General features: G+C 66.1%; 18 protein-coding genes. 14 read left to right on the top strand and 4 right to left on the bottom strand.

The window, feature by feature from the left end:
- Nucleotides 1–125: 125 nt before the first annotated feature.
- Nucleotides 126–773, bottom strand: a complete 648-nt coding sequence (locus VKN16_06565) for a CBS domain-containing protein (protein HME93862.1) — start codon at nt 771–773, stop codon at nt 126–128.
- A 202-nt stretch (nt 774–975) separates the two neighbouring features.
- Between VKN16_06565 and VKN16_06560 the strand changes: the two genes are divergently transcribed.
- The 14 genes from VKN16_06560 (at nt 976) to VKN16_06495 (ending at nt 11,994) form a co-directional block, all read left to right on the top strand.
- Nucleotides 976–1,341: a hypothetical protein gene (locus tag VKN16_06560; protein HME93861.1), complete on the top strand. Its 366-nt coding sequence runs from the start codon at nt 976–978 to the stop codon at nt 1,339–1,341.
- 242 nt (nt 1,342–1,583) lie between these two features.
- Nucleotides 1,584–1,871, top strand: a complete 288-nt coding sequence (groES, locus tag VKN16_06555) for a co-chaperone GroES (GenBank protein HME93860.1) — start codon at nt 1,584–1,586, stop codon at nt 1,869–1,871.
- A gap of 77 nt (nt 1,872–1,948) precedes the next feature.
- Complete coding sequence (gene groL / locus VKN16_06550) at nt 1,949–3,568, top strand: chaperonin GroEL (GenBank protein ID HME93859.1); 1,620 nt, start codon at nt 1,949–1,951, stop codon at nt 3,566–3,568.
- Between the two features lie 381 nt (nt 3,569–3,949).
- Complete coding sequence (locus VKN16_06545) at nt 3,950–5,071, top strand: AI-2E family transporter (protein HME93858.1); 1,122 nt, start codon at nt 3,950–3,952, stop codon at nt 5,069–5,071.
- Nucleotides 5,072–5,324: 253 nt separating this feature from the next.
- Nucleotides 5,325–5,582: a response regulator gene (locus VKN16_06540; GenBank protein HME93857.1), complete on the top strand. Its 258-nt coding sequence runs from the start codon at nt 5,325–5,327 to the stop codon at nt 5,580–5,582.
- Nucleotides 5,583–5,682: 100 nt separating this feature from the next.
- Nucleotides 5,683–6,426, top strand: coding sequence for a fatty acid desaturase (locus tag VKN16_06535; protein ID HME93856.1), 744 nt, complete (start codon nt 5,683–5,685; stop codon nt 6,424–6,426).
- A 22-nt stretch (nt 6,427–6,448) separates the two neighbouring features.
- Nucleotides 6,449–7,534: a sigma-54 dependent transcriptional regulator gene (locus tag VKN16_06530; protein ID HME93855.1), complete on the top strand. Its 1,086-nt coding sequence runs from the start codon at nt 6,449–6,451 to the stop codon at nt 7,532–7,534.
- A 203-nt stretch (nt 7,535–7,737) separates the two neighbouring features.
- The gene (locus VKN16_06525; protein HME93854.1) at nt 7,738–8,352 is read left to right on the top strand and encodes a hypothetical protein; all 615 of its coding nucleotides are present in this window, start codon (nt 7,738–7,740) and stop codon (nt 8,350–8,352) included.
- 197 nt (nt 8,353–8,549) lie between these two features.
- Entirely contained in the window at nt 8,550–8,912 is a 363-nt protein-coding gene (locus tag VKN16_06520) for a hypothetical protein (protein ID HME93853.1), read from the top strand.
- A gap of 218 nt (nt 8,913–9,130) precedes the next feature.
- Nucleotides 9,131–9,532, top strand: coding sequence for a hypothetical protein (locus VKN16_06515; GenBank protein ID HME93852.1), 402 nt, complete (start codon nt 9,131–9,133; stop codon nt 9,530–9,532).
- A gap of 319 nt (nt 9,533–9,851) precedes the next feature.
- Nucleotides 9,852–10,520, top strand: a complete 669-nt coding sequence (locus tag VKN16_06510) for an ABC transporter substrate-binding protein (protein HME93851.1) — start codon at nt 9,852–9,854, stop codon at nt 10,518–10,520.
- Nucleotides 10,517–10,669, top strand: a complete 153-nt coding sequence (locus VKN16_06505; GenBank protein ID HME93850.1) for a hypothetical protein — start codon at nt 10,517–10,519, stop codon at nt 10,667–10,669. The genes VKN16_06510 and VKN16_06505 overlap by 4 nt, the downstream gene beginning before the upstream one ends.
- A gap of 14 nt (nt 10,670–10,683) precedes the next feature.
- The gene (locus tag VKN16_06500; protein HME93849.1) at nt 10,684–11,313 is read left to right on the top strand and encodes an ABC transporter substrate-binding protein; all 630 of its coding nucleotides are present in this window, start codon (nt 10,684–10,686) and stop codon (nt 11,311–11,313) included.
- A gap of 93 nt (nt 11,314–11,406) precedes the next feature.
- Nucleotides 11,407–11,994, top strand: coding sequence for a CDP-alcohol phosphatidyltransferase family protein (locus VKN16_06495; protein HME93848.1), 588 nt, complete (start codon nt 11,407–11,409; stop codon nt 11,992–11,994).
- Here the strand turns inward: VKN16_06495 and VKN16_06490 are convergent.
- From VKN16_06490 to VKN16_06480, 3 genes are all read right to left on the bottom strand, one after another.
- Nucleotides 11,927–12,928, bottom strand: coding sequence for a hypothetical protein (locus VKN16_06490; GenBank protein HME93847.1), 1,002 nt, complete (start codon nt 12,926–12,928; stop codon nt 11,927–11,929). The two genes, VKN16_06495 and VKN16_06490, sit on opposite strands and share 68 nt — an antisense overlap.
- Entirely contained in the window at nt 12,906–13,337 is a 432-nt protein-coding gene (locus VKN16_06485; GenBank protein ID HME93846.1) for a hypothetical protein, read from the bottom strand. The genes VKN16_06490 and VKN16_06485 overlap by 23 nt, the downstream gene beginning before the upstream one ends.
- Before the next feature lie 65 nt (nt 13,338–13,402).
- Nucleotides 13,403–14,647, bottom strand: a complete 1,245-nt coding sequence (locus tag VKN16_06480; protein ID HME93845.1) for an aldo/keto reductase — start codon at nt 14,645–14,647, stop codon at nt 13,403–13,405.
- Between the last annotated feature and the right edge of the window lie 54 nt (nt 14,648–14,701).

Below are 14,701 nucleotides of genomic sequence, written 5' to 3'. Positions count from 1 at the left end.
AGGATCCGTCACGTGCCCAGGGGAACTCCGAGTTCTTGGGGACGGATGCTATGGCCGACGTCACAAGTGGGTCGTGATCCGTTGGCTCGCAGCGGCCCGACCGGTTGAGATTGCAGGCAAACCCGTCAGGCTTGGAGGTGTCTCCGAATCTGCGTCCCCGTGAGTGACGTGGGCACGGAGACCCGGGCTAAGCCGTGGACGGCGTCCTGAGTGCACTCGTCGATATGGGCATTGGCGTCGGTGCGAACCTCGTCGGGGGTGGCGTCCTGCTGGCTCTTGGCGGTCTTCCCGCCGGCATGGTAACCATGTTCGGCGTCGGGCTCGTCCTGGCCATCAGTGTGATCAGAGACCGAGCACGATCGCCTGACTGAGCTCCGACTCGAAATGCTGCATGGCGGTTGCGGTGAGCATCTCGCCGAGGAAGAGCGCGCAGAGCCACCCGGCGCCTCCGTTTGCTCCTTTACGACCGCGTCGATCACGTCGTCGACCGTGATCGTCCCCAGGAGATGGCCGTGCTCATCCACGACGGGCACCGCCAGGAGATTGTACTTGGACAGGAGTCGGGCGACGTCTTCTCGATCGGTCATCGGCGTCACCTTGAGGAGTCCGCGGTGCTCGCCGATGTCCATGATCCTCGTGGTCGAATCCGTGACCACAAGATCCCGCAGGGACACGACGTGGATGAGGTGATGGTCGTCGGGGTCGAGCACGTAGATCGCGTACACCGGCTTCCGACGGCCGACCTGGGCGATGTGGGCCAGCGTCTCCCCCACCGTCCAGGTCGGGGGAATGACGGGGCGGGAGCTGGGGCGTCATGTCCGTGCGCGACGGTGTCATGCGGTCTCCTGCACGAGTGGCGATGGCGCGGAGGGTTGCGACAGGGTAGGGGACTTAAGTCCACTACCCAGGCCCGAGAGCGCCCCTCTACACTCAGAGTCGTTCTCACACATTCTGCGAACCACCAGGAGGCGGCTCATGCAAGTGCAACGCGCGTGGCTCAAACCAGGGATCTGGGGTGTTGTAGTCGGTAGCATTCTCACGATGATCCTGGGGTTCAGTTGGGGAGGCTGGATGACGGGCAGCACTGCCAACCAAGTGGCGATGAAGCAGACTGATGCCGCGGTCACCGCGGCGTTGGTCCCGATCTGTCTTGCAGGGGAGAAGGCCGATGTTGCGCGCGTCAAGAAGCTCGGCGAGCTCACGGCCTTCACGTCACCCTGGGAACAGACAGAATTCGTGATGAAAACCGGATGGGCGACGTTCCCGGGGCAAGCGGACCCCAACCGAGCGGTGGCAGAGGCCTGCGCATCCGCCGTCCTCAAGACCGCTGCGGCTAAGTAGGCCTGATCGGGAGCGGCCGGGGCTGGGCCGTGCCGGCGCCGTCCGGCCGGCGCCTCGGCGGTCCCAAAGCCTGTGGGACAGGACTCGGCAGGTACCGTGTGGGGTCAATCCCACGCGGTACTGCAAGGTCTGTTGATCTGAGACCGCCAGATCGTTGGCGCCAACGTTGCGGTGACGAGGCACCCCGCTGATCGGGATCAGCCACCAAGTTCCACCCCTTACCATCGGGAGGCAAGTTCACCATGAAGATTCGTCCGTTACATGATCGCATCCTCGTCGAGCGCGAGGAGGAGAAGGAAGTCAAGAAGGGTGGCATCATCATTCCGGATACCGCGAAGGAGAAGCCGCAAGAGGGCAAGGTCATCGCGGTGGGCAACGGGAGGGTGAACGAAGACGGCAAGAAGATCCCGCTGGACGTGAAGGCCGGCGACAAGATCCTCTTCGGCAAGTACTCGGGCTCCGAGGTGAAGGTCGACGACCAGGAGTACCTGATCATGAAGGAAGAGGACGTGCTCGCGATCATCGGGTAGGCGGGGCCGCACGGCACCAACCCGACCGGACCCCGAGGGCCGGTCCATTTCATCGAACGATCGAGGAGGAGAACCAAATGCCGAAGCAGCTCCTGTTCAGTGACGAGGGGCGGGCCGCCCTGCTCCGCGGCGTCAACATCATGGCGTCGGCCGTGAAGGCCACGATGGGCCCCAAGGGGCGCAATGTGGTCATCGACAAGAAGTTCGGAAGCCCGACCATCACCAAGGACGGGGTGACGGTCGCGAAGGAGATCGAGCTCAAGGACAACTATGAGGACATGGGAGCCCAGATGATCAAGGAGGTGGCCTCCAAGACCTCCGACATCGCCGGGGACGGGACGACGACGGCGACCGTGCTGGCGCAGGCGATCGTCCGCGACGGGCTGAAGAACGTCACGGCCGGGGCCAACCCCATGGGGCTCAAGCGGGGTATCGACAAGGCGGTCGAGGTCGTCGTCGCTGAGCTGAAGAAGATGTCGAAGTCCACGAAGGACAAGAAGGAGATCGCCCAGGTCGCCTCCATCGCCTCCAACAACGACAAGACCATCGGCGACCTGGTCGCCGAGGCCATGGAGAAGGTGGGCAAGGACGGGGTCATCACGGTCGAGGAGTCCAAGTCCGCCGAGACCGCGCTGGACGTGGTCGAGGGCATGCAGTTCGACCGCGGGTATCTCTCGCCGTACTTCGTCACCGACCCCGAGCGCATGGAGGTTGTGCTCGAGGATGCGCTGATCCTGATCTATGAGAAGAAGCTGAGCGTGATGAAGGACATGCTGCCGCTACTGGAGCAGGTGGCTCGCGTGGGCAAGCCGTTCCTGATCGTCGCCGAGGACGTGGAGGGGGAGGCCCTGGCCACCCTGGTGGTGAACAAGCTGCGTGGCACGCTGCACTGCGCTGCGGTGAAGGCGCCGGGCTTCGGCGATCGCCGCAAGGCCATGCTGGAAGACATCGCGACTCTGACCGGCGGCAAGGCCATCACCGAGGACCTCGGCATCAAGCTCGAGAACATCAAGCTGGAGGACTTGGGCAAGGCGAAAAAGGTAGTCATCGACAAGGACAACACCACGATCATCGATGGGGCCGGCAAGACCGCGGTCATCGAGGGGCGCATCAAGCAGATCCGGGCCCAGATCGAGGAGACCACCTCGGACTACGATCGGGAGAAGCTGCAGGAGCGGCTGGCCAAGCTGGCCGGCGGCGTCGCGGTCATCAAGGTGGGGGCCGCGACCGAGACGGCCATGAAGGAGAAGAAGGCCCGCGTGGAGGACGCGCTCAACGCGACGCGCGCGGCCGTGGAGGAAGGCATCGTAGCGGGCGGCGGGGTGGCGCTGCTGCGCGCCTCGACGTCGATCGACGGGGTGAAGCTGGAAGGCGACGAGAAGGTCGGCGCCATGATCGTCAAGCGCGCGCTCGAGGAGCCCATTCGCCAGATCGTGGAGAATGCGGGGCTCGAGGGCAGCGTGGTCGTGGAGAAGGTCAAGGCGGAGAAGGTGGTGACCCGCGGCTTCGATGCGGAGTCGCTCGAGTTCGTGGACATGATCCAGGCCGGTATCATCGACCCCACCAAGGTGGAGCGGGTGGCGCTGGAGAACGCGGCATCGGTGGCGTCGCTCCTGCTGACCACGGAGGCGCTCATCACCGATCTGCCCGAGGAGAAGTCCGCGGTAGCCCCGCCGATGCCACACGGGGACTTCTAGCCCGGCGGGTCGGGGCTGACGGTGCGGCCCTTGCCGGCAACGGCACGGGCCGTATTGTGTTCGATCTTCGGCATTGTTCCCATTGTGGTGATCGTGATCGTCATCATGGCCACCTCGGTGCGAATCTTACGGGACTACGAATGAATCGCGATCGGGTGACGAGATCGGCGCGCCGGCAAGGCGCCCGGAAGTCTTTCGTCCGTCGGACTTGGGGCAGGGGCCTTCACGCTGATGACTCTGAGCAGAGTACTGACGGCTCGAGTGAGTAAACCAACGTTGGCTGACCGGGAACGAATTCTGAGGCACGCTGATCCGGATACGGATACCGGGCGCGCGACAGCAGCTCCCGCGAGCTCGCCGCCCGCGCGATCGATTCTGCGCGTGATCTTCATCGTGCTCGGTGTCGCGCTCGTCCTCTGGCTGCTCCACGCCCTCAAGGGCGTCCTTCTGCTGGTGGTGCTGGCGGTCTTCTTCGCGTACCTGGTGAGTCCACTTGTCGACCTCTGTCGTCGTCGCATACCGGTGCGCGGCCGCACGCGGGAGGTGCCTCGGGGACTGGCGATTGTGATTGTGTATCTTATGCTGTTCGGCTCCCTCGGCGGCGCCCTCTACCTCTTGCTGCCCCGACTCGGTAGCCAGACGGCGCAGTTCGCGCAACAGGCACCGGCCTATTTCGCTCATGTCCGCGAGCGTGTGCAGGGGTGGAGCAGAGTGATCAAGCCTGAGCGATTTCCGGCGGCCGTCCGCGAGGCGCTTGACAGCGTGCCGGCGCGCACGATGACGGCAGCCGGGCAGCAAACGAGCACCGCCCTGGCGGGTCTGGTCGCCCTGCTTGGATTCCTGCCGTGGCTCGTCCTCGTGCCGATCCTGGCCTTCTTCCTCCTGAAGGATGCGGATAGCTTCCGTCGCGGGGCGCTGCTGATGGTACCGCGGGGTCGTCTGCGCTGGCGGGTCGACGACCTGCTTCGTGACGTGAACCGCGTGCTCGCTGCTTACGTTCGGGCCCAGTTGCTGGCCTGTCTGCTGGTCGGGGTCGTCTGTACGATTGGATTCATCCTCATCAACGTACCGTATGCTCTCGTGCTCGGCCTGTTAGCCGGCCTCCTGGAGTTCATTCCGCTGGTGGGACCGCTCGTGATCGCCGGCATTGCCGTGCTGGTAGCGAGCTTCCACTCGCTCGCGCTCGCATTTCTGGTCTTGCTCTTCTTGGGTGTACTGCGGCTCGCGCAGGACTACGTCGTCTATCCGCGACTCATCGGGCACGGAGTGCGGCTGCATCCGCTGGCGGTGATCCTGGCGATTCTCTGCGGCGCCGAGCTTGGGGGTGTGGCTGGCATCTTCCTGGCGATTCCGGCCGTCGCCGTTCTGTCAGTCGGTTATCAGCATTGGCTGGCGCACCGGGCCGCGTCGATGGCGGACGTTGTCAGCTCCGCGGTGCCGCCCCGCAGCGCGTCGGAGCTCTCGAGCGACGAGCCCCAGGGCCTCGGCAGGCCGCGGCCCTAGTTGTCGCTCCCCCAGAGGGGAGAGGGCGGACCCGCCCGCGCGTCATCGTGTGCAGCACGAGCCCCTGGACGAATACACCGACGCCGAGGACGCGCATCCGCTTAGTGTCCAATTCGATACAGATCGCGTTGTTCAAGTCTGGACAGATTCCGCGGGACGAGCGGCGTATCCATGAAGGGGAGATGCGCGAAGCTGGCTATGGGCGACTGGGCCGAGTCTGGCGCGGCGGAGGTGACCATGGGGACACCAGGTCGTGCATGATTCCCCGCTGGACGGGGTGCGTGTGCTGGTCGTGGAAGACCACGGGCTCGTGCGCGAGGTCATCAGCCGGCGTCTCGTGGAGTGTGGCGCGGCGGTGACCGCCGCCGGCGGGGTGGCGGAAGCGCTCGAAGCCCTGGAACGAGAGCGGCCCGATGTCGTGCTCTCGGATATCAAGATGGCCGACGAGGATGGCTACGCGCTGATCCGGAGGCTGCGTGCGGCGAAGTCGGTGGACGCTCGGAACTGGTGAGCATCGTCGCGGCTCTGGTCGGAGCGAGTGCGCCGGGCGCGCCGGTCTCGGAACGCCGCCTCTCGAAAGGCGGCCAATGGATCGCTGCACGGAGGATACGGTGCCATATCACTGGTGGATCGTCCCGCTGATCGCCTTCACGCTGACCCAGATCGCCGTCATCGCCACATCCGTCTATCTGCACCGCGGGCTCGCGCATCGCGCGCTACGCCTGGATCGGGTCACGGACGCGTGCTGCCGGGCTGTACTCTGGCTCACCACCGGCCAGAGCCGGCGTGAGTGGGTCGCCGTGCATCGCAAGCATCACACCTTCACGGACCGGGAGGGAGACCCTCACAGCCCTCAGCTGCTGGGGTTCTGGCATGTCCAGTTCTGGAACGTCTACTACTACATGCGGGAAGCCCGCAACCCGGAGACTATCCGAACGTTTGCGCCCGACATCGCAGAGGACTGGCTGGATCGGGTGGTCTTCTCCCGGGGACTGACGGGCCTCGCGCTCGGCATCGCGCTGCTGTGCTCGGTGTTCGGGATGTGGGTCGGCCTGATGGCCGGGCTGACGCACGCAATCCTATATGTTTTCGTGCTGGCCCCGCTGATCAACGGCCTCGGGCACTGGCGAGGGGCTCAAAACTTTGGCAACACGGCCTATAACTCCCGGGTACTCGCCTGGGTGACGGGCGGAGAGAGTCTCCACAACAATCATCATGCACACCCGCGCGCACCGAAGTTCAGCATGCGACGGTTTGAGTTCGATCCGTCGTGGGTGGTGGTTCGTTGCCTCGCGGCGGTCAGACTCGTCAAGATTGTCGGCGCGCCTGTCAAGCTTGCACGTACCTCGAGTTGAACCGTCGGCATACGTGAACTGCATGTACAACCTTGTCGCGGCACAGGGTGGGAACGGCTCGGGCGGCCGCCGGGCGGCGGTGGACCTTGATTTACTGTTCCAGAACAGCGAGCGGATGCGGGCGGTCGGAGATGTCGTCCGGCGCGCGGCCGACACGAACGCCACGATCCTGCTTCAGGGTGAGAGTGGCACTGGCAAGGAGATGGTGGCGCGGGCCATCCACTCCATTTCCGACCGACAAGACAAGCCATTCATGAAGATCAACTGCGCGTCGTTGCCGGGGGACCTGCTCGAGTCCGAGCTGTTCGGCCACGAAAAGGGCGCCTTTACTGGAGCCCATCGTCGAAAGCCGGGTAAGTTCGAGCTTGCCCATCGAGGCACCTTCCTTCTCGACGAGATCGGGGAGATGCCGCTGGGGCTACAGGCCAAGCTGCTCCACGTCCTTCAGGATTGCCAGTTCTTTCGGGTCGGAGGCAGCGAGGTCATCACCTCGGACGCTCGACTGATCGCGGCCACCAACAAGGATCTGGCTTCGATAATGACGACCGGGCTGTTCCGCGAGGACCTGTATTACCGGCTCAACGTGGTGGCCATCTCCATGCCGCCACTCCGAGAGCGCCGGGAGGAGATTCCGGTCCTCGTGGAGTACTTCATGAGCCGCTTCTGCCGACAGTACAACCGGGACGCCTTGAAGATCTCGGCGGGAACCATCCGATTGCTCCAGGACTACGCCTGGCCTGGCAACGTCCGGGAGCTCGAGAACATGATCAAGCGCGCCGTGGTGCTCCAGACCGAGGCACTGATCGCGCAGGAGCTCGCGTTCCGGAGCGAGAAACCTTGTACCCAACAGCCGGAGGGCGCCGTGCCGGCCGCAGCACCGTTACACCAGGCGCCCTCGACGCCCGTGACGGAGATGGGGCTGAAGGACATCGCCCGGCACGCGGCCAGGGCGGCCGAGAAGGCGGTGATCAAGGAAGTGCTCGAGAAAGTGCGCTGGAACCGGGCGGAAGCCGCGCGGCTCCTCAAGATCAGCTACAAGGCGATGCTGTACAAGATCCGGCAGGTCGGCCTCGCCGATCGTCCCGAGCCGGGCTTTGGTAAAAAATGATTTGCTCCGCTCCACAGGCCTCGTCGGTCAGCTATCATCCGCGATCCCGAGAGCCCGCGAGCGAGCAAGGCCTCCCGACAACGGCCAGGCTTTGGACGGCGTTCTGAGCATTCTGGCCGTAGTTGTGAGCCTGCTGGTCATAGGGTGGCTCTGCGGCCCGGCCAATCAGCGAGGCCGGCCCAGCGCAGGGAGGGACGGGGACGATGAATGAACAGATCGTACATGTGGGTCCGATGTGGATTCTTGCCAGCCTCAGTGCCGGCTGGCTGTCCGAAAACTTGATGCACCGGCGAGGGTACGGATTGATCGTCGACATGGCCCTCGGCATTGGTGCGAGCCTCATCGGGGGCGGCGTACTCCTGGCTATGGCCGCTTTTCCAGCCGGGATGGTCGTCACGTTCGTCATCGGGTTCGTCCTGGCAACCAGTGCGATCGTCGTGCAACGGCTCGGTTGGCCGCGTGAGCCCGGTGCCCGGGAGCGCAAGGCACGGCTTCGGCTGGCCGAGCTTGGCCGCCCCTCGCGTGGTGCGGCGGGAGCCGTTTCTGGACTCGCCGCCGAGCCTGATGGGCAGACAGGACCACGGCCCACGCCGACTCGCGTACTTGCGCGGCTGGCGACCACGGGGATCTACTTGCTGCGCGGCGTACCCATCGAGGTGCAGCAAGCGGCGCGGATCCGTGCTGCGAGAGAAGGGACCACGCTACGCCAGGTGCTCCTGAGGGGATTAAGGGAGTATGCGGCGGGGACCTGGACGCCCCAAGCAGACGAGCGGCTGCCGGGCGCGTTGAATCCGCGCGTCCAGGCGACGGGCCGGTGAAGCGTCGACGGGCGGCCGGTGCTTGCGGATTCTGAACGGGATCGAGAGGTCCGCTGGTGGGGCATGCGGTGACTCGCACGGATCCCACGACCATTGAAACAGGTCGGACTGGACTTTGGTCCACTATCCAGGCTGCCCGCGGCGTTCTACAGTTGCAGCTCAACTGAAATATTCTCCGGAGTGCCAGGAGGCGTTCGATGCAACTGCAAACCGTGTCGCTCAAGGCGGGGGTCTGGGGCGCTGTAGTCGGCAGCGTTCTCACCATGATCCTAGGATTCGGGTGGGGAGGATGGACCACGAACAGCACAGCCCAGCAGGTGGCGGCGAGGCAGGCCGATGCCGCGGTCACCGGTGCGCTCGTGCCGATATGTGTCGCGGGAGAGAAGGCCGATGGTGCCCGCGGAAAGCTCGGCGAGCTCACGGCCATCACGTCGTCCTATGACCAGACGGAATTCGTGATGAAGGCCGGGTGGGCAACGTTTCCAGGGCAGGCGGATCCCAATCGAGCCGTAGCAGAGGGCTGCGCTGCTGCGCTCCTCAAGACCGCCGTTGCCAAGTAACGCCGCGTAGGCCCACGGCCGCCGTGGTGGCACAGCGTCACGGCCAGCGCAGAGACGAGATGTCAGAGAGAGCCCGAAGAGCCCGGATCCCAGAGACCGTGTCTCCCTGATATGCCGCTCTGGCGTGCCGGATCCCGTTAGTCGCTTGCGTGGCACGTCACTTGCGGCTCCTGTGCCTCGTCCGAGTGGAGCGTCGGCAAACGCGGAAGGAGACAGCGATGGAACGAAAGTTCGTCGATGTGGGACATCGAGTCGGGACGGCGTCGGAATCTGGTCCGACTGACATCACCCATGCCAACTCGGAGGTCGGGACGACAGTCGGCGCGGAGGTCGCGAAGGGTAGCGAAGCTGTCCAGGCCATCCTCAAGAAGGCTGCGGCCGCGGTCGGCACTGGTATTCAGGAGCGACGGGATGAAGTCATTACCTATACTCGGAGGGAGCCGATGACCGCGCTGACCGCCGCGGTGGGCTTCGGGTTCGTCGTCGGTCTTGCTCTTGCGATAGGCTCACGGACCCGCACGAGCGACCGGAGAGCTTGGCTGCCCCAGCTGAAGTCAAGAGGGAGCCTACTAGGTAGGCGGACAGGGTCGGCCTGGCGAGGCTTCTTGCGGCTGGAATGAGCCACGCCCGCGGCGAGACGACGCTTCGTCCGAAAGCGTCCGAAGACTCGACCAAGGACCCCGCCTAGCGTCCCGGCCTGACGGTGCACCATTCCCTTGTGCCAGCGCACAATCGGGGTTGTGCCGCTCCGCTCATGGGCGAGTCGTCGGTGGAATCGCGATCGGCCGCCGGTCCGCCTGCATCCCCGCGAAATCAGTTGCCATCCAGATGCACCATTCCCGAGATCCGGGTCCGGCCGCGTGCTGGACCAAGGTCCAGCTAGGCGGCACTCCCACCGGGGCCCTAACGTGATGGGAGAAAACCCGCGGAGGTTGGTCCATGAAATATTTGGCCTCGGCATCAGCACCGGGCATCCTGCACACGGTCCTACCGATTCTGATTGTGGTCCTCGCGCTCGCCTGGGTTCAGGGCGCGTGGGCAGGACCTCCCACCGATCAGCTCCGCGATGGGGTCCAACGGGTGGTCGCCATCCTCATGGCCCCAGAGCTGAGCGGCGATACCAAGATCGACGAGCGCAGCGCCGCCGTCAACAAAGTCGCCGACGAGATCTTCGACTTTAGCGAGACGGCGAAGCGGTCCCTCGGGCAACATTGGGCCCAGCGAACGGTGGCTGAGCGTGAAGAGTTCGTTCGCCTCTTCACCGAGTTGCTCCAGCGCACGTACCTCTCCAAGGTGGACAAGTACAATTCCGAGATGACGTTCCGGGAAGACGTCGTCGATGGGGACCAGGCCATCGTGCGGACGACGCTCCTCCTCGGCAAAGCGGGCGGGATGTCGCTCGACTACCGGATGCACCAGCGCGGCGACCGCTGGCAAGTCTATGACCTCAGTATCAACGGGATCAGCCTCGTGGCAAGCTACCGGTCGCAATTCGACAGGATCGTCCGGGCCGATTCCTATGACGGCCTGGTGGCGAGACTCAAATCACGCCAGTTCGGATTTCCAGCGCCCGTGGCGGGCTCTTCCGGAGGGAGGCCGGCACGATGACCTGTGCCGGGAGGGAGATCGGCACCGACGGTGCGGTGGCTGAAGAGCCGCATTTCACCGGCGAGCCCCTGTCCACTCCGCGCAAGGACGCCGAGGACGCAGACCACCTCATCGATCACAAGAAACGTTCCTCGAGCTCGGCAGGTTGAGTATAGGTTCGTCGGTGCTTTCGCAGGTGAGCCTCTGTGCCGTGGTCGTGCTGTGTTTGTCTCCGGCGCGCTCGAGCGAGGCAGGACCTCCCAGCGATGCGCTCAGAGCCGCGTTCGGAGACGCCAACACGATCCTCACCGATCCGACGTCGGAACGACACCCCCTCGAGCGCCTGGGCGCCATCCGGGCCCTCTTCGGCAGCGTTTTTGACTTCCGTGGCGCGGCCGAGCGCTCACTGGGAGCCCAATGGCAGGCGAACAGCGTGGCGGAGCAAAATGAGTTCACCCGGCTCTTCGCCGAGTTCATGCAGCGCGGCTTCGTCTACTGGCTGGCCTCAGTGGCCGATGTCGACACTCATGGTGCCGGGGTCACCGTCCACTTTCTGAGGGAGTCCGTTGAGCGAGAGACTGCGACCGTGCAGATTGCGGTCGTCGGCCGGGCCGGAAGACTGATACCTGTCATTTACGACCTGGTCTATCGCGACCGGCGCTGGATGGTGCGTGATGTGACGATCGAAGGCGTCAGCCTGGTGGCAAACTACCGAGCCCAGTTCGACCGCGTCATCCGGTCTTCGTCGTATCCGGAGCTCATCCAGCGGATGAGACTCCGGATCGCCACTGGCTTGCCCCGCCAAGAGCAGTAGGGCGACGAGCGCGCCGATGGCCCAGACGTAGACCGAGAGATTCTGTGCTGATTCATAGCGACGTGCTGCTCGCGCCTGCACTCCGAGCGGGCCGTGGTACCGTTCACGGAGATGGCCCACGCGCTGACCACCGTCCGGCTCCTCCTGATCCTCCCGTTCGTGCTCCTGATGGCTCATGGCGAGCCGCACGCCGCCGCTCTCGCCGCCGGAGTGTTGGCGGTGGCCATCGTGTCCGACGTGCTGGACGGGATCATCGCGCGCCGTCGGGGGACGGCCAGCGCGGCGGGCGGGCTCTTCGATCACACCACCGACTGCCTGTTCGTCACCGCCGGCCTTGCCGCGATGGCTGGACGCAGCGCCGCCCCCTGGATATTGCCGGTGCTGGTCGTCGCCGCGTTCGCGCAGTACGTGGCGGATTCGTACTGGCTTCATCGCGGCCGGTCGCTGCGGACGAGCCGGCTCGGCCGCTGGAACGGGATCCTCTACTTCGTCCCGCTCGTGGTCGACGTCCTGGTCCGGCTGGGCTGGGGCGCGCTTCGGCCGGTGCTCAGCTTGCTGGTGTGGGCGCTCGTGGTGAGCACGCTGGTCTCGATGGGCGAGCGGCTGTGGGCGGTCAGGGAGCTTCGGCGAACAGCTCGCGGGTTGCTCGCCGCAGGAACAGGAGACCGGTCGCGGCATTGAAGAGCACGAAGAAATTGTGCTGGACGAAGCCGAAGGCGGTCATCTCCCCCGGCCGATCCGGGAACAAGAGCACCCACAGCACGATGGCCACCGAGTGCATCGGGCCGGGCACCGCGGCTCCGAAGAAGATCACCGGGAGGTAGCCGAGCATCTCGACCGGGCCCACCGTCACGCCGAACAGGCGCAGCGCCGCGGCGTAGACGAGCACCGCGGCCAGCATGGCCGGCGAGCGCAGCGCGAGCACGGTCAGGTAGTGACGGAGCGTGGCCATCCTGAACGCGCGCAGGAGCGGCCGCTCGCGGAAGGCGGCCCCGCCGCCGATCCGTCCGCGGAAGAAGAGATAGAGCAGGACGAAGACCACCGCGGAGACCGCCGCGATCCAGGGGATCACCTGGAACACCGCGGGGAGCCGGTGCCACCCCAGCAGCACACCCAGCGTGGCCCAGCCGAGCAGGTAGTAGTACTCGCAGAACATCAGGAAGAGCATGCTCGAGCCCACTTCCCACGCGGGCACGCCGTGGCGCCGGCTCAGGTAGACCGCGATCGCGCCCTTGCTGACCTGCTCGTTGACGATGGAGAGGATGTAGGCGCTGGCGCGGATGGGCAGCACGTCGGCGTAGCGCAGGCGTGCGTTGAACCAGCCCACCACTCGCCACACCACCGCGCTGTCGATCAGCACGAAGAGTGCGCAGTAGGGGACCATCAGCGCGAGCCAGCGCGTCCAGCTCACGTGGCCGAAGACGTCGGCCAGGTAGGGACCGAGCGCCTGACCCGAGGCCGCGGCGGCGCGGTCGAGCCGCCCGTAGAGATAGAGGAAGCAGCCCGCGGTGACCAGCCAGGGCAGGAGCCGCTGCCACCACCGGGCGCGTCGCGCGCGGCCGGGCAGCGGGGCCGACGCGCCGGTCGCGGAGCTAGGGTCCGACGCGGAAGACATGCACGCGGCTCTTGTCCACCGCGGTCTGCCCCGGGTACTTCTTCGCCTTGGCCGCGAGGACGGCATCCTTCTCGGCCGGATCGGTGACCAGCGCGAGCGTCCGGTCGTCGACCTGCGGGCCGATCTCGAGCCGCACGTGCGGATCGCGCATGACGTTGCGGTTCCAGTGCCGGTCGCGCGGAAACTCGAGGCCCGGCGGGTAGACCGACGTGAGATACAGGTGGCCGTCCAGCGCGGTGCAGGTGACGGTCACCGAATGCGGCAGGCCGTACCACGAGCGGGTCTGCACCGCGATGGTCGGATAGCGATCGGCGAAGGACCAGTCGGAGACCGGCGTGGTGACCACCTGGCCGGTCAGCCAGAGGCCGGGCCACCGCTCGCGCGGCTCGAGCCCGACCACTCGAAGCATCACGAGAGCCGCGGCCAGGCCGGCGACCACGACGCCCGCGACGATCAGCGTCTTCTTCAGGGCGGTCAGCTCGTCAGCAGCCGGTGCGTCGGCGGCAGCAGCCGGTCGATGGGCACCCCGTGCGGACAGGCGCCCCGGCACGGCTGCGCCGCGCAGGACAGACAGGCGGACGCGTCGGCGGGCAGCCGCGCGTACTCGCGGCGGGCCAGGTCCGGGTCTCCGTAGTCCACCGCGTACATCCGGCTCCGCATGACGTCACCGATCGGGACGCCGCGGGGACAGGCGCTCAGGCATTCCGAGCAGCCGTAGCGGCACTGCGAGGCACCGTTCATCCGTACGTAGCGCTGCAGCAGCGGGAGTCCCTCGCCGGCCGCGGGCGGCGAGCCCGAGCCGCCGAGGTACTCGTCGATCTCCGACGGGCTCGTCATCGAGACGATCAGGGCGTCCACGTTGCGGTTGGAGAGCGTCCAGCGGAACGCGGCCTGCGCGAAGGTGGCGCCGCCCTTCTCGAAGGGGCGCATGTCGTTCAGGCGCGCGCCCATCAGCGTCTTCATGGCGATGACGCCCACGTTCTTGCTCTTCGCCTTCTGCAGCACGCGGGGCAATTGCGGCTGCCGCGCGATGAAGTCGAACGAGCGGGTGAAGGGCTGGTAGAAGGCGGGGTCCTGGCCGAAGTTGTAGGCCACCAGGATCACGTCGACGCTGTCGGCGTCCAGGGCGTAGTCCAGGCACTCGATCAGGCGGCCCGCGTGTCCCGACATGCCGACCGCCCGGATCTTGCCCTGCTGGCGGGCGCGCGCGGTGAACTCGTGCCACTCCGGGTTCTTCACGCGGGCCACGTCGTTGACCGCGTGGTTGAAGTAGACGTCGACGTAATCCGTGCGGAGCCGGCGCAGGCTGGCCTCCAGCGAGCGCATCATGGCGTCGCGGCCGTCGCTCGGGCTGGTATAGGTCTTCGAGGTGAGGTAGACGCGGTCGCGCTTGCCTCGAAGCGCCTCGCCGATGGTCTCCTCCGAGCTGCCGCCGGTGTAGCTGTCCGCGGAGTCGAAGTAGTTGATGCCCCGATCGAGCGCGTGCCGGACGGTGTCGCCCTCACCGGCACCCAGGCGGCTGCCCCCGAACGAGACGTCCGAGATCTTGATTCCGGTGCGGCCGAGGGTCACGTAGCGCTGCACCGTCGCGCCGGTCCGGGCCGGCGGCGGGGCCGCGATCGCGCGCCGGGGCAGCGCGCTCAGGCCGAGTCCGGTCAGCAGGCCCTGCTGCAGCAGCCGACGGCGCCCGAGCCGGTGGCGGTGATCCGGGTTCATCATCGGTCGTCCTCCGTGCCGCGGGAGTGTGGGGCCATCGTCCACCGACATCCGCGT

Source organism: Candidatus Methylomirabilota bacterium (genome assembly GCA_035315345.1).
Classification (GTDB): domain Bacteria; phylum Methylomirabilota; class Methylomirabilia; order Rokubacteriales; family CSP1-6; genus CAMLFJ01.
The sequence above is the reverse complement of the archived record's forward strand: the minus strand, read 5'-3'. Positions and strand labels throughout refer to the sequence as shown.